The 19,619-nt window shown below is 65.5% G+C and carries 17 protein-coding genes and 1 pseudogene; 9 read left to right on the plus strand and 9 right to left on the minus strand.

Going from position 1 to position 19,619, the window contains the following annotated elements; genetic code table 11:
• Window positions 1–240: 240 nt before the first annotated feature.
• From NCS58_RS26745 to tauA, 3 genes are read right to left on the minus strand one after another with little or no spacing between them, the layout of a single operon-like run.
• Window positions 241–1,116, minus strand: a complete 876-nt coding sequence (locus NCS58_RS26745) for an ABC transporter permease subunit (protein WP_096031946.1) — start codon at window positions 1,114–1,116, stop codon at window positions 241–243.
• Complete coding sequence (locus NCS58_RS26750) at window positions 1,113–1,892, minus strand: taurine ABC transporter ATP-binding protein (RefSeq protein ID WP_061116410.1); 780 nt, start codon at window positions 1,890–1,892, stop codon at window positions 1,113–1,115. Before NCS58_RS26750 ends, NCS58_RS26745 begins: the two co-directional genes overlap by 4 nt.
• Window positions 1,889–2,923: a taurine ABC transporter substrate-binding protein gene (gene tauA, locus NCS58_RS26755; RefSeq protein ID WP_061116411.1), complete on the minus strand. Its 1,035-nt coding sequence runs from the start codon at window positions 2,921–2,923 to the stop codon at window positions 1,889–1,891. The genes NCS58_RS26750 and tauA overlap by 4 nt, the downstream gene beginning before the upstream one ends.
• Before the next feature lie 372 nt (window positions 2,924–3,295).
• On the opposite strand from tauA, the gene epsC reads away from it, so the two are divergent.
• From epsC to NCS58_RS26770, 3 genes are all read left to right on the plus strand, one after another.
• Window positions 3,296–4,240 (plus strand): serine O-acetyltransferase EpsC, encoded by a 945-nt coding sequence (gene epsC / locus NCS58_RS26760; RefSeq protein ID WP_061116539.1) that lies wholly within the window; start codon window positions 3,296–3,298, stop codon window positions 4,238–4,240.
• A 217-nt stretch (window positions 4,241–4,457) separates the two neighbouring features.
• Window positions 4,458–5,102: a peroxidase-related enzyme gene (locus NCS58_RS26765; RefSeq protein WP_061116412.1), complete on the plus strand. Its 645-nt coding sequence runs from the start codon at window positions 4,458–4,460 to the stop codon at window positions 5,100–5,102.
• A 78-nt stretch (window positions 5,103–5,180) separates the two neighbouring features.
• A complete protein-coding gene (locus NCS58_RS26770; protein ID WP_061116540.1) occupies window positions 5,181–6,512 on the plus strand; it encodes an LLM class flavin-dependent oxidoreductase in 1,332 nt (443 codons plus the stop codon).
• Between the two features lie 78 nt (window positions 6,513–6,590).
• Here the strand turns inward: NCS58_RS26770 and NCS58_RS26775 are convergent, their stop codons facing one another.
• Window positions 6,591–7,766: an acyl-CoA dehydrogenase family protein gene (locus NCS58_RS26775; RefSeq protein WP_061116541.1), complete on the minus strand. Its 1,176-nt coding sequence runs from the start codon at window positions 7,764–7,766 to the stop codon at window positions 6,591–6,593.
• Window positions 7,767–8,136: 370 nt separating this feature from the next.
• Between NCS58_RS26775 and NCS58_RS26780 the strand changes: the two genes are divergently transcribed.
• Window positions 8,137–9,195, plus strand: coding sequence for an LLM class flavin-dependent oxidoreductase (locus NCS58_RS26780; RefSeq protein ID WP_061116413.1), 1,059 nt, complete (start codon window positions 8,137–8,139; stop codon window positions 9,193–9,195).
• 54 nt (window positions 9,196–9,249) lie between these two features.
• Here the strand turns inward: NCS58_RS26780 and NCS58_RS26785 are convergent, their stop codons facing one another.
• From NCS58_RS26785 to NCS58_RS26800, 4 genes are read right to left on the minus strand one after another with little or no spacing between them, the layout of a single operon-like run.
• Window positions 9,250–10,491, minus strand: coding sequence for an acyl-CoA dehydrogenase family protein (locus tag NCS58_RS26785; RefSeq protein ID WP_250477838.1), 1,242 nt, complete (start codon window positions 10,489–10,491; stop codon window positions 9,250–9,252).
• A gap of 18 nt (window positions 10,492–10,509) precedes the next feature.
• Complete coding sequence (locus NCS58_RS26790) at window positions 10,510–11,514, minus strand: NrtA/SsuA/CpmA family ABC transporter substrate-binding protein (RefSeq protein ID WP_061116415.1); 1,005 nt, start codon at window positions 11,512–11,514, stop codon at window positions 10,510–10,512.
• Window positions 11,515–11,548: 34 nt separating this feature from the next.
• Window positions 11,549–12,217 carry an ABC transporter ATP-binding protein gene (locus NCS58_RS26795; RefSeq protein ID WP_096031947.1) on the minus strand — a complete coding sequence of 223 codons (669 nt, stop codon included), beginning with the start codon at window positions 12,215–12,217 and terminating at the stop codon, window positions 11,549–11,551.
• Window positions 12,218–12,264: 47 nt separating this feature from the next.
• Entirely contained in the window at window positions 12,265–13,104 is an 840-nt protein-coding gene (locus NCS58_RS26800; protein ID WP_061116417.1) for an ABC transporter permease subunit, read from the minus strand.
• Between the two features lie 310 nt (window positions 13,105–13,414).
• On the opposite strand from NCS58_RS26800, the gene NCS58_RS26805 reads away from it, so the two are divergent.
• The 5 genes from NCS58_RS26805 (at window position 13,415) to NCS58_RS26825 (ending at window position 18,511) form a co-directional block, all read left to right on the plus strand.
• On the plus strand, window positions 13,415–14,497 hold the full coding sequence (locus NCS58_RS26805; RefSeq protein WP_086960721.1) for an ABC transporter substrate-binding protein: 1,083 nt from the start codon (window positions 13,415–13,417) through the stop codon (window positions 14,495–14,497).
• Window positions 14,494–15,333, plus strand: coding sequence for an ABC transporter ATP-binding protein (locus tag NCS58_RS26810; RefSeq protein WP_061116419.1), 840 nt, complete (start codon window positions 14,494–14,496; stop codon window positions 15,331–15,333). The genes NCS58_RS26805 and NCS58_RS26810 overlap by 4 nt, the downstream gene beginning before the upstream one ends.
• A gap of 90 nt (window positions 15,334–15,423) precedes the next feature.
• Entirely contained in the window at window positions 15,424–16,191 is a 768-nt protein-coding gene (locus NCS58_RS26815; protein ID WP_250477839.1) for an ABC transporter permease, read from the plus strand.
• Window positions 16,184–17,062: a transporter substrate-binding domain-containing protein gene (locus tag NCS58_RS26820; RefSeq protein ID WP_086960760.1), complete on the plus strand. Its 879-nt coding sequence runs from the start codon at window positions 16,184–16,186 to the stop codon at window positions 17,060–17,062. Before NCS58_RS26815 ends, NCS58_RS26820 begins: the two co-directional genes overlap by 8 nt.
• A 54-nt stretch (window positions 17,063–17,116) precedes the next feature.
• Complete coding sequence (locus NCS58_RS26825) at window positions 17,117–18,511, plus strand: LLM class flavin-dependent oxidoreductase (RefSeq protein ID WP_061116421.1); 1,395 nt, start codon at window positions 17,117–17,119, stop codon at window positions 18,509–18,511.
• Window positions 18,512–18,538: 27 nt separating this feature from the next.
• Here NCS58_RS26825 and NCS58_RS26830 read toward each other — a convergent pair.
• Window positions 18,539–19,474, minus strand: a pseudogene (locus NCS58_RS26830) (alpha/beta fold hydrolase).
• Window positions 19,475–19,619: the final 145 nt, after the last annotated feature.

The raw sequence follows: 19,619 nt of genomic DNA on the forward strand, positions 1-19,619 counted from the left end.
AGACCACTCGGGGGCGTCGAAGGGAAAACCAGATCCGAATGCGCGGAAGCCGGCTTCACGCGCGCGTTGAATGCAGCGGGATTTCATCAGAACACTCCAGATATGTCTTAAAACATATCTAAAGATATATATCGTAAGAGTGTCTGTCAAGCGGGAATACGAGGGGCGGGGCGCGCAAGTGCCGACGATCGCCGCATTCGCCGATACGCATCGCGCCGTCCCGGCCGTCCCGCGAGCGGCTCAGCGCCCCTTCCACGGCACGAGCCGCCGCTCCAGCGCGCGCATGCCGAAGTCGAATATCCACGCGATCGCGCCGATGAGCACGATGCCCATCACCACCACGTCGGTGCGCAGGAAGCTCGACGCGTTGAGCACCATCTGCCCGAGGCCGGCGGTCGCGGCAACCATCTCGGCAGCGACAAGTGTGGTCCAGCCGAAGCCCACGGCGATGCGCAGGCCCGTCAGGATCTCCGGCAGCGCGGCGGGCAGCACGACATGCCACACCACCTGCCGGAAGTTCGCGCCGAGCGACCACGCTGCGTTCACCTGCTCGGCGGTCGCGCTTTTCACGCCCGCACGCGCGGCCATCGCGATCGGCGCGAAGCAGGCGAGCCAGATCACGACGATCTTCGCGGTCTCATCGATCCCGAAGTAGATGACGACGAGCGGCAGATAAGCGAGCGGCGGCAGTGGCCGATAGAACTCCAGCGGCGGATCGAGCACGCCGCGCGCAATGCGGCTCACGCCCATCAGGATGCCGACCGGCACCGCCGTGACGACCGCGAGCGCGAATGCACCGAACACGCGGATCGCGCTCCACAGCAGATGTTCCGAGAGCGGCAGTCCGCCCTGAAGCCGTCCATGCCACGCATCGGTGAATGCCTGCCATACGGCTTCGGGCGAGGGCAGAAAGAGCGGCGGCAGCCAGTGAAAATGCGTGGCGGCCCACCACAGCACCGCGAGTGTCGCGACGCACAGCGCACTGGGCAGCGCCGTCGGGCCCGCGCCCGGCATGCCGCGATAGCGCGCGCGCCTTTTCGCGCGCGAAGCAGCTCGTGTGGTCTGCGGCGTCGTGACGGCGCGCGGCAGCGGGACGTCTCGAGCGGGGTGAGTCACGCCACCTCCGTGTCGGTGCGATGCAGTCGGCGCGTCAGCCGTTCGCGCCATTCGATGAAAGCGGGCGACGATTTCACGGCGCGCGCGTCGCGGTTGCGAATGTAATCGCGCGAGAAGGGCAGCTCGTGCACTTCCTCGATGCGTCCCGGGCCGGGTGTCATCAGCACGAGGCGCGTCGCCAGGAAGAGGGCTTCCTCCACGCTGTGCGTGATGAAGAAGACCGTCTTGCCGGTGCGCGCCCACACGTCGAGCACGAGTTCCTGCACGCTTTCGCGCGTGAGGGCGTCGAGCGCGCCCATCGGCTCGTCCATCAGCAGCACTTCGGGATCGCTCGCGAGTGCGCGCGCGATTCCGACGCGTTGCTGCATGCCGCCCGAAAGCGCGTAGACCTTTGCCCGCTCGGATTGCGCCAGACCGACGAGCGCGAGCGTGCGGCGCGCGATCTCGAGGCGCTCGTCGCGCTTCACGCCACGAAAGCGCAGGCCGAGCGCGACGTTGTCGATGACATTCAGCCACGGCATCAACGCATGTTTCTGGAACACGACGCCGCGCTCCGCGCCGGGCCCGGCGATCGGTTCGCCATTGAGCGATGCCTCGCCTTCGGTCGGCTCGAGAAATCCGGCGAGGCAATTCAGCAGCGTGGTCTTGCCGCAGCCCGACGCGCCGAGCGCCACCACGAACTCGCCGCTGCCGATCTGCAAATCGACGCCTTTCAACGCGGGCGTGTGCGCGCCTTCGTACGTGACGCCGAGATTGCGGATGGCAAGCGATGTCATTTCGCGGCCTGCTGCGCGAAGCGGGGATCGACGCCCGTGGAGTAATCCGCGAGCACGTTCTGGATCGTGCCCTGCTGCTTGAGGAACTGCGCGGTGGCGGCGAGCGACTTCGCCGCGCCGGACTGCTGTCCGCCGCCGAGCCAGGTCGGCGAAGCCTGCTCGCCTGCGCTCGGGAAGGCGTAGAGCGCGAGACTCGCGGGCACGTCGGCGGCGTTCGCCCCGGATTCCTGCGCGACCGCCTGCACCTGTTTCGATGCGGCGGTCCAGTCGGCCTTGTGGTCGCGGTATTGCGCATCGGTATCGGCGAGCACCTTGACGAGCCCGTTCAGGAACGCGGGATTGTCCTGCGCGAACTTGCGTGCCGCGACGAAGCCGTCGAAGGTCGCCTTGCCCGATTCCTTCGCCACCTCACCCGACGTGATGAGCACGCGGCCGCTCTGCTTGGCCTTGGCGAGCACCGGGTCCCAGATGTAAGTCGCGTCGATGTTGCCGCGCTCCCACGCCGCCGCGACTTCGGGCGGACGCAGATTGACGATCCTGACCGTCGACGGATCGACACCCGCCTGCTGCAAGGCGACGAGCGCATGAAAATGCGAAGTCGATACATACGGCACGCCGAGCGTCTTGCCCTTCAGATCGGCGAGCTTGCTCACGCCGGACCCGTTGCGCGCGACGAGCGCTTCGGCATCGTTGATGTTGTCGAGAATCCAGAACAGCGACAGATCGACGCCTTGCGAGAGTCCCGCCGCGATCGGGCTGGAGCCCGCTTCGCCCACCTGTATGGAACCGGACGCGAGCGCGCGGATGACGTCCGCGCCGCTGCCGAGCTTGCGATAAGTGACCTTGTATCCGGTGGCCTTCTCGACGGCTCCGCTTGCCTGCGCATAGCGCCACGGCACCACCATGTCCTGATAGCCGATGACGACCTCGCGTGTTTCGGCCTTTGCATGAACGGGCGCGAAAACGACGGCGGCAAGCATGAAGGCAGCGGCGCCGGCGATCAGTGTGCGGCGATGGATCGTATGTTTCATGGAGCGAACGGAGTGGTGTGGTGAAGCCTTCGACTATAGGCACTTTGTGTGCCGCGGCTACCAATCAATTGTGCGTAGCAAATGACGTGGAGCGCGCTTCGCATATACGCCTGGCCGAACCGCGAACGGTCGCGCACGAGCCGTCATTTGCAAATGAAAAATACTTGGTACCACCTCCGGCGGATGTCTCGCATAGTCGTACGTATTGGCTATCGACGGTTGACTTTGCATCGGACGAGTACCGCCGCCATCGCTTCTGTGACGAAACAAGAAATACGGCGACGTCGTGACTATGACCGGCGGCGGCGCGGCATGCAGAACCGCTGGCGCTATTCCGGCTTGCCCGGCCGACATCATGGAAAGGACTGCACTGTGGCTGTATTCGACATCGACGACATCGTCCAATCGCTTCAGACGGTCCGCCAGCAGTGGCGGGAAATGCAAAAGCGCTCGCTCGAGCCGGGCGGGCGCGAACTCCCCGCGCGCGAGGCGCTCGCCGACATCATCGGCGCGCTGAAAGGCGCACTCTTTCCGATGCGGCTCGGCCCGCCCGATCTGCGTCAGGAAAGCGAGAACTTCTACGTCGGCCATGCGCTCGATTTCGCGCTGCAGGGCCTGCTCGCGCAGGCGAAGCTGGAGTTGCAATACAAGGCACGGCATGAGCCGCGCGACGACCACGCGATCGACACGCGCGCGATCAACGCAATACGCGCGTTCGCCAAAACCCTGCCGCGCATCCGCACCCTGCTCGACAGCGACATCCTCGCGGCCTATCAGGGCGATCCGGCGGCGGGCAGCGTCGACGAAGTGCTGCTTTGCTATCCCGGCATCCTCGTGATGATCCACCATCGCATCGCGCACGAGCTTTATCGGCTCGAATTGCCGCTGCTCGCACGCATCGTGGCCGAGCTCGCACATGGCGAAACCGGCATCGACATCCATCCCGGTGCGCGCATCGGCTCGGGGTTCTTCATCGATCACGGCACGGGCGTCGTGATCGGCGAGACGGCGGTGATCGGCAACCACGTGCGCATCTATCAGGCGGTGACGCTCGGCGCCAAGCGCTTTCCGCGCGACGCGCAAGGTCAACTCGAGAAAGGGCTCGCGCGTCATCCGATCGTCGAGGACGACGTCGTGATCTACGCCGGCGCGACGATCCTCGGACGCGTGACGCTCGGACGCGGCGCGGTCATCGGCGGCAATGTATGGCTCACGCACGACGTCGCGCCGGGCGCTTCGGTCACGCAGGCGCTGTCGCAAAGCGGTGAGGCCGCGCGGCGCGCCCAGACGCAGCGGACCGAGCCTGTCTCGTCATGAGCACACCGGTGCGCCATGTCGGCGCGACCGTTCGACAACTGCGCGAGCGCTGCCTTTATGCGCAGCGCCCGCTCAGGCGATCCACTATCAGCCTGCGATATGCAATCAGCGCGGCGTGATGTGGGCGCACGCCGATTAGCTTATGAGAAATCAGTCCAACCGCGCGCCGATGGGTGCGCTAACTTGGAGCGCCTCGACAGAGCGCCAGGAAACCGCCATGTCCACGATCGCAGCATCCGATCCATTCGCCGATCATCTCAACCCCTTCGATGCCGATCTGCAACGCGAGCCGGTCTCGCGTTTCGGCGTGCCCGACGAGACGCGCCTGCCGCCGCACGTCGCGTCGATCCACGCGAAGTTCCGCAGACAGTACGGCTTCGTGCCGAACTGGCTCGCGGCGCTCTCGGTCAATCCCGATACCGCTTATCGGCTCGTCACGTTCTACGAGCATCTTTTCGATCCGCACCGCAGTCATCTGACGGCCGCGGAGCGCGAACTGATCGCGGTGGTCACGTCGGCCGCGAACGAGTGCAGCTACTGCGTGTTCAATCACACGCAGGCGCTTGCGAACGTGCTGGGCGATACGGTGCGCGCGCAGCGCATCGCACAGGGCTTTCGTCATGTGCGTCTTTCGGTGAAGGAGGCTGCGCTCGCGGAAATCTCGGAGCGTCTCACGCGCGAGCCGGGCGGCATTCGCGAAGAAGATCTTCAATCGCTGCGCTCGATCGGCTTCACGCAGCAGGCCGTGACCGAGGTGCTGGAGATATCGGCGTTCTTCAACTATGCCAATCGGTTGACGATCGCACTGAACGTGGTGCCGGACGATCAGTTTTTTGCGGGCCGCGATCTCAGGCGTGCGTGAAGCCGGCCGCTCGTTCAAGCGCGTTTTTGCGGCTTGCAGTACCTTGACGCAATCCGCCACTCGTTCATCACCGACGCGATGTCAACCACCCGACAACTCCATCTGGGCGCGTTCATGCGGCCGGTCAGCCTGCATACCGGCGCGTGGCGCTTTCCGGGTGCATGGCCCGACGCCAACTTCAATTTCAGCCATCTCAAACGATTCGTGCAGACGCTCGAAAGCGCCTGCTTCGATGCGTTCTTCATGGCCGATCACCTCGCCGTGCTCAACATGCCGGTAGACGCGTTGAAGCGCAGCCATACCGCGACGTCGTTCGAGCCGTTCACGCTGCTTTCCGCGCTCGCCGCCGTGACCGAACGCATCGGGCTGATTGCCACGGCATCGACCACCTTCGACGAGCCGTATCACATCGCGCGGCGCTTTGCGTCGCTCGATCATCTGAGCGGCGGGCGCGCGGGCTGGAACCTCGTCACCACGTCGAACCCCGACGCCGCGCGCAACTTCGGCCGCGAGGAACACATGGAGCACGACGAGCGTTATCGCCGCGCGCACGAGTTCTACGATGTCGTCACCGGCCTCTGGGATAGCTGGGCCGATGACGCCTTCGTGCGCGACACCGAAAGCGGCCTGTTCTTCGATCCCGACCGGCTGCACGTCCTCGACCACAAGGGCGCGTATCTGTCGGTGCGCGGCCCGCTGAACATCGCGCGGCCGGTGCAGGGATGGCCGGTGGTCGTGCAGGCGGGATCATCGGAAGCGGGCAGGCAGCTCGCCGCCGAAACCGCCGATGCGGTCTTCACCGCGCAGCCGAATCTAGCCGCGGGCAAGCGTTTTTATGCCGATGTCAAAGGCCGCATGGAACGCGTCGGCCGCGCGCGTGAGCATCTGAAAATTCTGCCGGGCGCGTTCGTCGTGGTGGGCGACTCGCGCGACGAAGCGCAGGAGAAGCGGGGGCTGCTCGATACCTTCGTGCATGACGACAGCGGCTTCGCGTCGCTGTCGATCGCGCTCGGTCACGATGTCTCGTCGTTCGACCCGGATGGTCCCTTGCCCGAGATTCCCGAGACCAACGCGAGCCGGAGCGCGCGCGAGCGCGTGATCGACATGGCGCGCGCCGAAGGGCTCACCGTGCGTCAACTGGCGCAGCGCGTCGGCGGCTATTCCGGCTTGCAGATGGTCGGGACCGCGACGGATATCGCCGATCAGATGGAGCAATGGCTCGTCGAAGAAGCCAGCGACGGCTTCAACGTGATGTTTCCGTATCTGCCCGCAGGCCTGGATGACTTCGTCACGAAGGTGGTGCCCGAGTTGCAGCGGCGCGGCATTTTCCGGCGCGCCTACGAAGGGGCGACCTTGCGGGAGCATCTCGGCTTGCCGAGGCCCGCCAACCGCTTCTTCGAGCATCGCTGATTCGAAGGCGCCCGGCGAAATGCGCTTCGTCACAGATAAGCGCCCCATTCTCGCGTTGCTGACCGGGCGGCATGGCGCTCACGAATAGAACGACGGCTTCGGAATCCGCCCGTTGAGCGCCCAGTCTCCCAGCTCGCGCACCTTGTAGTCGATCGGATCGTGCAGCGTATGTACCCGCACGTTGCGCCAGAAGCGGTCGAGGCGCAATGCCGCGGTGGTCGAGCGTGCGCCCGTCACTTCGAACATGCGATGCGCGACGTCCAGCCCCGCGCGCGCCGCCGCGACCTTGGATGCCGCCACCGCGACGGCCACTTCGCCCCGCTCATGTTCGGTCAGATCGAGCCCGCGCGACCACGCCTGATCGAATGCCTGCATCGCGCGCTCGACGAAGAGCCGCGCCCCTTCGAGCGCGAGCCAGAAGTCGCCGTAATGCGCGAGCACGTAGGGATCGTCGGCGGGACGCTCGGCGGCCGATGCGATCCACGGCCGCGTCTGCGCGAGCGTCGCGGCGCGCGCGGCCTGCAACGCGCCTTCGCCGATGCCCAGATAGATGTGGCTCAGGATCGACTGTGCGAGCAGCGGCCGCAGCGTGGCGAACGGGCTGGAGAGCGGTCCGGGCTGAAGCAGCAGTTCGTCCGTCGCGATGGGTACGCGCTCGAACACCACCGTGCCGCTGTCGGTCTGACGTTGCCCCATGTTGTCCCAGTCGTCGAGCACGGTGATGCCCGCGCGATTCGTCGGCGTCACACCGATGAGGAGCCGCCCGTCGCCGTCGAAAGCGGAGGCGAGCAGCTGGTCCGAATCGCGAGCGCCGGAACAGAAACTCTTGCGGCCGTCGAAGACATGGCCGCCGGCGCCATCGGGTAGCGCACGCGTGCTCTTGTCGAGCGGATTGAGCGCATTGCCCCAGAACCATCCTTGCGCGACGGTTTCGCCGAGCCAGCGACGGATCTGCACGGCGCTTGCGAACAGACGGATCGTTGCCAGTTGCAGGTGATGGAACGCGAACAGATGCGCGAGCGAGCTGTCGACCTGCGCCATGCGCCGCACGACATCGAGGGTCGTCGACCAGCTGGCGCCGTCGCCGCCGAACTCCACCGGCACCGAAAGCCTGAGCAGGCCGCTCTCGCGCAGCAGGTTGCGCTCGTGAAAGGCAGTGCCGCCCGACCTGTCGCGCGCGGCGGCCGTGGTTGCCCATTCATGCAACACCGCATTGAGCGGCTCGAGCCATGCGGCGTCTTCGGTACGATTCATTGCGCTTTTCTCCTGATCGTGATGGTTTTGGCTATGCAGAAAACCATGGATTGATTCGTCGGTTCTGGCTTTTCGTGGCTCGTTCGTATGCTTGCGGCGGATCATCGACGACCCCTGCGGCGCTCCCAGCGAAGGCGTGCGGCGAAAGTGAAGGCCTATGACAAAGTTTCGCCGATCACGAGCCGGCGCGCTCGCCAATGCGTTGAGCGGCGCGCTCGTTGTTTCTCCGGCGCGCCGCCCGATCCGGGACGTGTCCCCGTGCGCCAAATGCCGATATGGCAATTCCTTATCGATAGAAATTGGATCGCCATGAGCACACCCGGCGTTAGCATGAGCATCCTTTCTACTCTGTCTTTCGTTCATTCAAGCGATGTCCAAACTTCCCCGTTTCGGCGTCTGGGCGCTCGTGCATGGCAGCCGCGCGGCGCTGCAGGATCCCGCGGAGCCGTACGACGCCTCGTGGACGCGCAACAAGGCGCTCGTGCTCGAGGCCGAGCGCCTCGGTTATGACGCCGTGCTCGTCGCCCAGCATACGATCAATCCGCACGATGCCTCGCTCGATCAGCTCGAAGCGTGGACATCGTCGGCGGCACTGGCGGCGCTCACCTCGCGCATCGAGATCATCGCCGCGATCAAGCCTTATCTCTATCATCCGGTCGTGCTCGCGAAGATGGCGCAGCAGATCGAGCACATTAGCGGCGGGCGCTTCGCGATCAACCTCGTGAACGCGTGGAATCGTCCGGAGCTCGAACGCGCGGGCATCGGCTTTGCCGAGCACGACGAGCGCTATGCGTATGGCCGCGAGTGGATCGCCGTCGTCGAAGCCTTGTTGCGCGGCGAAGCCGTCACGCATCGCGGCGACCACTTCCGTATCGATGATTACCAGTTGCGTCCCGCCGATCCGTTCCGCGCGCGTCCGCGCATCTATGTCGGCGGAGAGTCGGATCCGGCGCGCTCGCTCGTGGCGGCGCATGGCGACGTGTGGTTCATCAACGGCCAGCCGCACGACGACGTCGCCGCCCTGATCGCCGATGTCTCCGCCCGCGCGCGTCCGGCAGGCCGCGACGCCTTGCGCTTCGGCCTGTCGGCGTTCGTGATCGCTCGCGACACGCAGGACGAAGCGCAGGCGCATCTCGAACATCTCTTCGCGCTGGCGGAACTCGACAAGCCGCTGCGCGAACGGCAGAAAGCCAATACCGATCCGAAGGCGGTCATGCACCAGACCTTCGCGCGCTCGGCGCGGGTCGGGTCGAACGGCGGCACGGCGGCGGATCTCGTCGGCGATTACGATACGGTCGCGCGGCGCATCGTGGATTTTCATCGTGCGGGGATCGAACTGTTCATGCTGCAGTTCCAGCCGTTCGAGGCCGACATGGGCCGCTTCGCACACGAAGTGATGCCGCGCGTGCGCCGTCTGGTCGGCGGCTGAGCACGCGGTCCGCTCGCCGCGTCGGTCGCGCGCGAGCGGACACGTCACGCACGATCAGAAGAACGCGCCCGTGGGCGGCAGTCGCCCGCTCAGCAGGTTCTGCCCGAGCAGACGCTCCTTGTAGAGCCGCGGATTGTGCGAGGCGATCACCTTGATGTTGCGCCAGTGCCGGTCGAGCGCGCCGATGCGCGAGACGACCGAGCCCGAGCCGAGATCGATCAGCCAGCTCGCGATCTGCGGGGCGAGATCGTCGATCACGACTTTCGCTTCGGAGGCCGCGAGCGTGGCGGCGAGCGTGGTTTCGTATTCGTCGCGCGTGCCGTGGGCATCCCATGCGCGCTGCAGGGCGCCGACCGCGCGGTCCGCGGTCGCCTCGACGCTCGCCGCGTACGCGCGAATACGGCCGAGCAGCGATTGCAGCACGGGTTCGCCGGCGGGATGCGCGGCTTCGCCGTGATAGAAGTTGCGCCCGCGCGCGCGCAGCACGTCGACGGCGTCCAGCGCCACGCGCCGCACGATGCCCGCGATGCAGTTGGTCAGATAGACCTGATGGAAGGTGTAGCCCCACGGCGCCGCTTCGTCGGACTTCGGCGGGTCCGTCGGGTAGAGGTGGGCGGCTGGCACCGTCACGTCGCGAAACCGCGCCGTGCCCGAGCCTGTCAGGCGCTGGCCAAAACCTTGCCAGTCATCCTCGTCGCTGACGCCTTCGCCGCGATCGAGCACGTATTGCACGGTGCGGCCTGCGCGACTCTCCACCGCGAGTCCGATGAACGCGTCGTTGTACAGATTGCCCGTGGCGTAGACCTTGTCGCCCGAGCCTACGTAGACGTCGCGCGATGCGTCCCATTCGAGCCGGCTCAGCACCTTCGTCGGGCGCGCGCCGGCCGCTGTCACGTCGCTGTCGACGAAGCTGAGACCGATGGTCTTCTTCTGCCCGGCGAGTTCCAGCACACGCGCATGAAAGGGATGCTCGCGCCGTCTGAGCGCGGCCTCCACTTGCCACAGATGATTGCGGAACGCATGGGCGATGTTCGAGTCCGCTGCGGCCACATCGCGCGCGAGCGCGAGCAATTCGCGCAGCGACACGCCCCGCCCGCCTGCATCGACGGGAAGACGCAGCGCGCCGAAGCCGAGCGCCTTGAGACTTGCGATTTCCTCGTGCGGCAGGCGATGCGCGCGTTCGCGTTCCGCGGCGGTCGCGGCGATATCGCCGATGATCTGCGCGAAGCCGAGGGCTGCGGACAATGGCGAGACGAGCGTGGGTCCGCCGCTCGCGGGATAGGTGAGCTCAGACATGATCGTGCGTTCCTCGAATCAGACCTTGATGCTGTAATCCGCGACCTTGATGCGCGAATTGATGATCTTGCGTTCCGCGAGCCAGTCGGCGGCGCGCTGAAACTGCGCGATGAAAGCGGCGTCGTCGGGCTCGTGGAACTGATTTACGCGCTTGAGGCTCGCCAGATAATCGCGCACCTGGTCCGGATACTTGCCTTCGCGCTGAACGAGAAGCTCGGCGTCGGCGGAATGCGCGGACTGCCATGCGCCTTCGACGTAGTACGCATCGATCACCGCGCGGATCAGCTCGGCGTTCTCTTCGGTGAACTTCCGGCGCGTCACGAGCGAGCTGTAGTCGATCAGGAAGTCCAGATCGCGGCCTTCGTTGAAGATGTCCTTCGCGTCATTCGAGAAGCGCGAGATGTCGACGCCCGGCGACCACATCGACCATGCGTCGACCTTGCCTTGCGCGAAAGCCGGTGCGGCGTCCGGCGGATTCAGATAGACGAACTGGACTTTGTCCCGATCGACGCGATGCTTTTCCAGCGCCGCGATGAGCAGAAATTCGCCGAGCCCGGAACGGTTGACGGCCACCTTGCGGCCCGCCAGATCGGCAACCGAACTGATCCCGCTCGACTTCTTCGCGATGATGGCCGTCGAACGCGGCGAATAGATATCGAACGCGTTGAAGACGATCGGCGAGCCGGCGAGCATCGCGGCGAGCGCGGGTGTCGTCGATCCCCAGAAACCAAAGTCGGCGCTGCCGCCGACCACGGCCTGAATCGACGGCGCATGGTTCGGAAACGGGCCGATCCATTCGACCTTGATGCCTTTGGCGGCGAGCGTTTTTTCGAACACGCCGCGCTGCTTGGCGATGTCGGGCAGGCTGCCGTAGCCCCAGCCGATGCGCACCGTGTCGGTATTGCGCGTGAGCTTGCGCGGCTCGGCCGCCTGCGCCGGGAAAAGTCCGCTGGTGGCGACGCCGGCCAGCAGGCCACCCGCCGCGCGCAACAACTGGCGGCGGCTCAGCGAAGAATCAGTCATGCTTTGAGGTCCTTCTGGTTGTGCGGGAAAGAGGTCAGTGAGTTCGGACACCCAGCTCGGCGAGCAGGATGGGCCGCAGCGCCAGCGGCGCGTGGTCTTTGGGCTGGAACGCAGCCGCGATGCGCCCGGCGCGCATCACGAGAATCCTGTCGGCGAGCGTGAGCGCTTCATCGACGTCATGCGTCACGATCAGCACGCCGGGTTGATGGAGCGCGACGAGTTCCTTGACGAGGCCGTGCATCCGGATGCGCGTGAGTGCATCGAGCGCCGCGAACGGCTCGTCGAGCAGCAGCAGCGCGGGATCGTGAATGAGTGCCCGCGCGAGCGCCACCCGCTGCGCCTGACCGCCCGACAGATTGCGCGGCCAGTCGTCCTCGCGTCCGGCGAGTCCGACTTCGGCCAGTGCGCGCGCCGCGCCGTCGCGGCCGATCGTGTTCTCGTGACCGAGCGCGACGTTCTGCCATAACGGCGCCCAGGGCAGCAGGCGAGGCTCCTGGAACACGACGGAGGGGCGCGCCGGCGCGCGGATCGTGCCCGCGTCGGGCCGATCGAGCGCCGCCAGCGCGCGCAGCAGCGTAGTCTTGCCGCATCCGCTTTCACCGAGCAGCGCGACGAATTCGCCTTTGCGGATGTCGAGATCCAGCGCATCGATGACGACACGGCTGCCATAGCGCCGCTGTAGTCCGCGCACCGATACGGCCATTGAAGACGATGCGCCGACGCGCTCGCGGGACAGAACCTGGCTCTGCGTCACTTGCGCGCTCCTTTGGCGTAGTTCGCGTGCCACGAGAGGTAGCGGGCTTCGAGCAGGCGCACGAGCGCGTCAGCGACGACGCCGATGATCGCGTAGATGATCACGGTCAGCAGGATGACGTTGGTGTTCAGGAATTCGCGGGCGTCCATCGCCAGAAAGCCGATGCCTTTGGTCGTCGCGAGCGTCTCCGCGATGACGAGCGCGAGCCACGCGTGGGCGAGCGCATAGCGCACGCCGGTCAGGATGGAAGGCATCGCGCCGGGAAGAATGATTCGCCGCACGACCGCGATGCGGTCCATGCCGATCACGCGGGCAAGTTCCATCAGCTTCGGATCGATCTGCCGGATGCCGAGCATGGTGTTGATGTAGATCGGAAAGAGTACCGCGAGCGCGACCAGGAAAATCTTCGCGACTTCGCCGACGCCGAACCAGACGATGACGAGCGGCAGCATCGCCAGAAAAGGAATCGCGCGCACCATCTGGATCGAGCGATCGAAGAGCGCCTGCGCGAACGGCGAGAACCCGACGACGACGCCGAGCGCGAGACCGATCGTGCCGCCGATGACGAAGCCTGCCGCGGCGCGCACTAGCGAGACGCCGAGATGAACGAAGAGCTCGCCGTTCCTGCCGAGATTGACGGCGGTGTCGAAGACGCTGCTCGGGGCCGGGAGCACCTGCGGCGCGATCAGTCCGATGCGCGATGCGGCTTCCCATGACTGGACGACGATCGCGGGAATGGCCCAGGAAAGCCATCGGTAGAGCACGACTCTCGAAATGCCCGCACGCGGCGCATGCGAAGTCACATAGCTGTTGCGGGTGGAAGTCAGGTCAGCCATTTCATTTCCGTATCAGCCATGAAGGACGGGGGCTCCGATGAACGTTATCCGCGAGTCGGGCAGGAGAGCTTCTTATTAGAAGCCGTCGAACGGCGCGACGACAAACGTTTTATTGTTCTTTGCTTTTCAGTGTTCCTGTGCGCCGCTGCCATTGCGCATCGGCTGAATTGCATTTCAGTTTTCGTCGCGGCAGCTAAGCACATTTCCTTGGTTCGCGCGCATCGCTCACGGCGTGAGAATGCGTGAGCACCGCATGGCGGCCGCGCTGCGCCAGACCATTTCTTTTTGCTGCTCTCCTCATTCCGATTCCATGAAGGCGTCCAATTCGCATCGCCGGCCATACGCTGCCGGAAAGCTCACTCTGGTGGCCTGCGCGGCCGCCGCGCTCGTTCTGCTGGGCGGCTGCAAGCCTCGCGAAGAGCGGGCGCAATCGTCGCAGACGCCGGTCGCGCAGAGCGGCCGGCAAGAAGTGGCGTACTTCAAGTATCCCGACAACCCGGCGTTCGATCTTGTCTATCTCGCCGACAAGCTCGGCTATTTCGAAGGCACGAGCACGCGGCCGAAGTATGTCGGCAAGATCGCCGCGCCGCAGATCATTCCGCTCGTCGGCACGGGCGAGATCGACTTCGGCACACGCATGGTGCCGCTCGTCATCTCCGCGATCGCGAGCGGCGCGGATATCAAGGTCGTGTCCGCGGGCGGCGAGACGCTCCCCGATGCGCCGCATATGAAGTACTTCACACGCAAGGACTCGGGCATTCGCGGACCCAGGGACTTCGAGGGCAAGACGGTGGCGTTCAACAGCTTCGGCGCGTGCGCGGAATTCGTGACGAAGAAGTATCTGTCGCAGCACGGCGTGGACGTGTCGAAGGTCAACTGGCTCGTCGTGCCCGACAACCAGTCGCAGCAGGCGCTCGTCACGAAAAACGTGGATATCGCCATCATTCACCCGCCTTTCTCCGGCGCTGCCGAGGCCGATCCGCAACTGCACAAGCTGTGGAGCGACTGGGACGAGGACGGCGGCCTCGGCGGCATGGCGCCCTACAGCGTGAACGGCGCATTCGCACGCGCGCATCCACAGGCCGTGAAGGATTTCGTGACGGCGATCGCGAAAGCCGGCAACTGGGTCAACGCGCATCCCGACGAGGCGCGCAAGCTCACGGCGGAGCGGCTCGGCATCGACGTGAAGCTGGTCGAGCGCTATGCCTACGTGAAGGATCTCGTGGTGACCGAGCCGCCGATCCAGTACTACATCGACATCCTGGAGCAGGCCGGAAAGATACCGAAGGGCAAGGTGCAGGTGAAGGACGTCTACACGAACCAGTACAACCCGTTCGCCGCGAAGCAGTCACAGGCGAATGCGACGCCGGTCGCGAACGGAAGGCCCTCATGAGCGGGACACGCGCGGCACGCGACAAGATCGTCGTGCGCGATCTGTCGCTCACCTACGTCAACGAGGCGACGGCGTCGAGCCATACCGTGCTCGACGCCTTCGACCTGCGCGTGCGCGAGGGCGAATTCCTGGCTGTGCTCGGTCCGAGCGGCTGCGGCAAGTCGACCCTGCTCAACCTCCTCGCGGGCCTGAGCGCGCCGACCTCGGGCCGGATCACCGTCGATGGCGAGCCTGTCGGCGGCGCGCGCAACAAGCTCGGCTTCGTGTTTCAGGGCTATGCGCTGTTTCCGTGGCGCACGGTGCGCAAGAACGTCGAAACCGGACTGGAGATTCGCGGCGTGAAGCGGGCGCAACGGCGCAGCGAGGCAGAACGCTTCCTGCGTCTCGTCGGCCTGCTCGATTTCGCGGATCACTATCCGCATCAATTGTCGGGCGGCATGCGGCAGCGCGTGGCGATCGCGCGGGTGCTCGCCTACGGTCCCGAGATCCTGCTGATGGACGAGCCTTTCGGCGCGCTCGATGCCCAGACGCGCGAGTCGTTGCAGCACGAGTTGCTCGGCATCTGGGAGCAGAGCGCGAAGACGGTCGTGTTCGTCACGCACAGCATCGACGAAGCGATTTTTCTGGCGGACCGTGTTGCCATCGTCGGGCGCGGGCCAGGACGCGTGAAGGAGATCATCGATATCGATTTGCCGCGTCCGCGTCCGGCATCGGTACGACACAGCGCCGCGTTTGTCGCGCTGCGCCAGCGCGCGTGGGCGAGCCTGAGCCATGAGCTGGACGATGCGCGGGGCGCGCCGCGTGAGCTCGTCGCCGAAACACTGACGGGGGCGTGAAAAGTGGCGGAACAAGAGACATTGAACGAGCTGCCCGTCTTGCTGGGCGCAAAGCGGAGCGTTGCGCGCGGGGCAAGGCGCGGGCGCGGCGTGAACCTTTCGTTCGCGTTCGAGCGCTCGATCGCGCTGATCGTTTTTGCGGTGTTGTGGGAAGTGCTGCCGCGCTCGGGCATCGTGAGCACGGCCTATTTGAGCCCGCCCTCACAAGTGGCGCTCGCGATCGCGCGCCTGTTCGATAGCGGCGACGTGTGGACGCATCTCGGCGCGAGCGCGCTGCGCTCCATCAGCGGCCTTTTGCTGGCCATCGCGGGCAGCGTCGTGTCGGGCTTCGCGCTGGGATGGTTTCGCCGCGCGGAAAGAATCATCGATCCGCTCTATCAGCTGCTGCGCCAGGTGTCCGCGTTCGCGCTGTTTCCGGTGTTCATGCTGTTCCTCGGCATCGGCGAGTCGTCGAAGATCGCCATCATCGTGTGGGCCGCATTCTGGCCGGTGCTGCTCAATACCATCTCGGGCGTGAAGCAGGTGGAGCGCGTGTTCATCGATTGCGCGCGCTCGATGGGCGCCTCGCAGGGCTTCATCTTCGCCAAGGTGGTGCTGCCCGCCGCGCTGCCCGAGATCCTGACCGGCATCCGGCTCGCGGGCGCATACAGCATCACGGCGCTGGTCGCGGCGGAGATGATCGGCGCACGCTCCGGGCTCGGCTTCTACACGCTCAATTCGCAGGAGACGTTCCAGATTCCCGACATGTACGCGGGCATCGTGCTGCTCGCGCTGTTCGGCCTGCTGATCAACAAGAGTCTTTCGCTGCTCGAGCGGCGCCTGCTGCGCTGGCGTGTGGGGCTCGCGCAAAATGGCTAGGAGCGCGCTCGCGGCGCTTCCGGGTCACGGCAGACGCCTGCGCTGGCTCGCCCTCGCGGTCATGGCGATGGTGGCGCTCTCGTCGTTGCCGCTGCGCGATGCATGGCGCAATCGCCCGGGAGATGACCGGCCTTTCGCCGCTGCGCTCACACGCGGAACGCTGATCGTCGCGGTCCCGTCGCGGCCCGCGCCGACGCTCAACGTCGGCCGGGTCGATCATTTCGCGCGCGTACCGGACGGCTTTGCCGCGGCGCTGGCCGAAGACATCGGACAGCGCGCGGGACTGCCCGTCACCCTGCTGCTCGCCGGGCCGGGCGAAGCCGCAGACGCGCTGCGATCGGGCCGCGCGGATGTCGCCGTCGCGGGGCTCGCGTTCGGCGCCGAACCGTCGCTCGCCTATGCGCCGAGCCCCTATACGTCCGGACGCGGCACGGCGCTCGTGCTTCGGCGCGGCACGGTGCGCGACTGGGGCGATCTCGCGGGAAGCCTGATCTGCGTCTCGCACGGCAGTCCGTTCGCGCGGGAGGCCGCGCGCCGCGCGCATGCGGGCGTACAGGCGTTCGACCGTCCGCTCGATGCGTTGCTGGCCTTTCAGGCGGGGGAGTGCGCGGCGCTCGTCGACGACGAGTATGTGATCCGGCAGTTGCTCAGGCAGCCCGACTGGGCGTATTACCGGCGTCTGCCCGGCACGGTCGCGGCTGCGCCCGCCTTCATCGCGACGCGCATCGGCGATGCCGCGACCACTGCGTTCACGGAACGGATCGTCGAGAGCTGGCGGCGGCAACGCTGGCTCTCGACGGTGCGCGAAGATCAGGCGACACGCCTCGCATTCGACATGTTCAACGCCCAGAACGATCTCTATTGCCACTGAGCGGGCGGGGCGTGGCTACCCCGAACGCACGACGACCACCAGAAACGATCGAACATGACTCAACGAAACGGACATCTGCATCTCGGCGCGTTTCTCTATCCCACGGGCCATCATATCGCCGCGTGGCGGCATCCTCATGCGAGCGCCGATGCAGGCAGCAATTTCGCCCACTATGCCGAGCTTGCGCAGGCGGCGGAAGCGGCGAAGTTCGATCTGATTTTTCTCGCCGACGGCACGGGGACGCGCGGCGACGATCCGCAATTCCTGAGCCGCACCGCCCACAGCTACGTCGCGCAGTTCGAACCGGTCACGCTTCTTTCAGCGCTTGCCGCAATCACGCGGCGCATCGGTCTGGTCGGCACGGCGTCGACCTCGTTCAACGAGCCTTATCACATCGCGCGCAAGTTCGCGTCGCTCGATCACATCAGCGGCGGGCGCGCGGGCTGGAACCTGGTCACGTCATCGAGCGAGCATGAAGCGCGCAACTTCGGCTTCGACGAGCATCTCGCGCATGCAAGGCGCTACGAGCGTGCGGACGAATTCGCGGATGTGGTGTCGGGTCTCTGGGATAGCTGGGACGAAGACGCCTTCCTGCGCGACAAGGCGTCGGGGCGTTACTTCGATCCGGACAAGCGCCACGTGCTCGATCATCGCGGGGCGTTTTTCAAGGTGCGCGGGCCATTGAACGTCGCGCGCTCGCCGCAGGGACATCCGGTGACCGTGCAGGCGGGCTCGTCGGAGGCGGGCAAGGAACTCGCCGCCCGCACCGCGGAAGTGATATTCACGGCGCAACAGACGCTCGACGACGCCGTCGCGTTCTACGCCGACGTCAAGGGCCGCATGGCCCGCCACGGTCGCCATCCGGACTCGCTCAGGATCATGCCGGGCGTCATGCCGATCGTCGGCCGCACGGAGGCGGAGGCGCGCGCGAAGTTCGACGAGCTGCAGACGCTCATCGATCCTGTCGTGGGCCTCGCGATGGTCTCGACGCTGACGGGCGGCTTCGATCTGTCGGCGTACCCGCTCGACGGACCGATTCCCGAATTGCCCGAGACCAACGCAAGCAGAAGCCGGCAGACGCTAATGATCGAACTGGCGCGCCGCGAGAATCTGACGATCCGCGAGCTATATCGCCGGATCGCCGGCGCGCGCGGACACTGGCAACTCGTCGGCACGCCTGCGCAGATCGCGGATGCGCTGGAAGAGCGGTTCGTGCACTACGGCGCGGACGGATTCAACGTGATGCCCGCGCTGCTGCCCGATTCGCTGAACGATTTCATCGAACTGGTGCTTCCGGAGTTGCGGCGGCGCGGACGTTTTCGCAGTGAATATGAAGGCCACACGCTGCGCGAGCATCTCGGTCTAAAGCGGCCGGTGTCGCGTTACGCGAGGCGGGATGACCCTCTTTCACGTCGGCCGGAGACTGACGACAGGCTTCACGCCGTCTGACCTACCGAAGCATCGTCGGCGCGCGTCCTACTTGCGGGAACGATAACGCCGATCGAGAAAACTTCTGACCAGTGCCGCAATCTCGTTCGGTTTATCGTTGAGCGCGAAGTGCCCCGCCTCGATTATGTGAACGTCGGCGTCGGGCAGATCGCGCTCGTAGGCGGGAACCTCGGCGAGTTGAAAGGACGGATCGTACTTGCCCCACACGATCAGAGTCGGCGGCTGATCCTCGCGCAGCCACGCCTGCCATGCCGGATAACTCGCGACATTGGTCTGATACGAATAGAACAGATCGGTCTGGATATCGGCCTGGCCCGGACGGCTCAGGAACGCATATTCATCGGTCCAGCGATCCGGATCAATCTGCTCCGGATGCGGGTTCGTTCCCACATGACGCTGGCGCGTCGCTTCGAGCGAAAGAAAGTTCTTGCGAAGCGCCGCCTCGTTCGATACGCGATCCTTCCAGAATGCCCGACGCGGTTCCTACAACGGACCGAGCCCTTCTTCGTGCGCGACGGCGTTCTGAACGATCAGCGCATCGACGCGCTCCGGATTGCGCACGGCGAGGCGCATGCCGATCGGGCCGCCGTAATCCTGCACGTAGAGCGTGTAATGCGTGAGTCCGACCGCTTCGGTGAAATGCGCCGTGATCTCGGCGAGATGATCGAAGGTATAGGCGAAAGTCTTCGCATCGGGTGCATCGCTGTGGCCGAAACCCGGGTAGTCGGGTGCGATCAGATGGTAGCGATCCGACAGGCGCGACAGCAAAGGCTCATACATGCGCGACGACGATGGAAAGCCATGCAGCAGAAGCAGCGTCGGCGCATCGGGATTGCCCGCTTCCCTGTAGAAGATCGAAAGCCCATCGACCTGCTTCGTTCGGTAGAGGATGGAGCGGTCGGTTGCCGTGCGCTTTGCAGCCGACGATGCGGCCTCGCTTGCCGGGCTGATCATGGCAAGCATCGCGCAAAGCGCAGTTAGTTTCAGAGCACGGTACATATGAAGTCCCTTGAAGGATGATTGAAACCTGGACCGCCTCGAGTCCATGCGCCAACCGCTCGCTTCGCCCAATTCAGCGTAGCGTCGTCGCAGGCGTAATTCGATCGTC

It is taken from the genome of Caballeronia sp. INML3B, assembly GCF_023631305.1.
In the GTDB taxonomy this organism is placed as follows: domain Bacteria; phylum Pseudomonadota; class Gammaproteobacteria; order Burkholderiales; family Burkholderiaceae; genus Caballeronia; species Caballeronia turbans.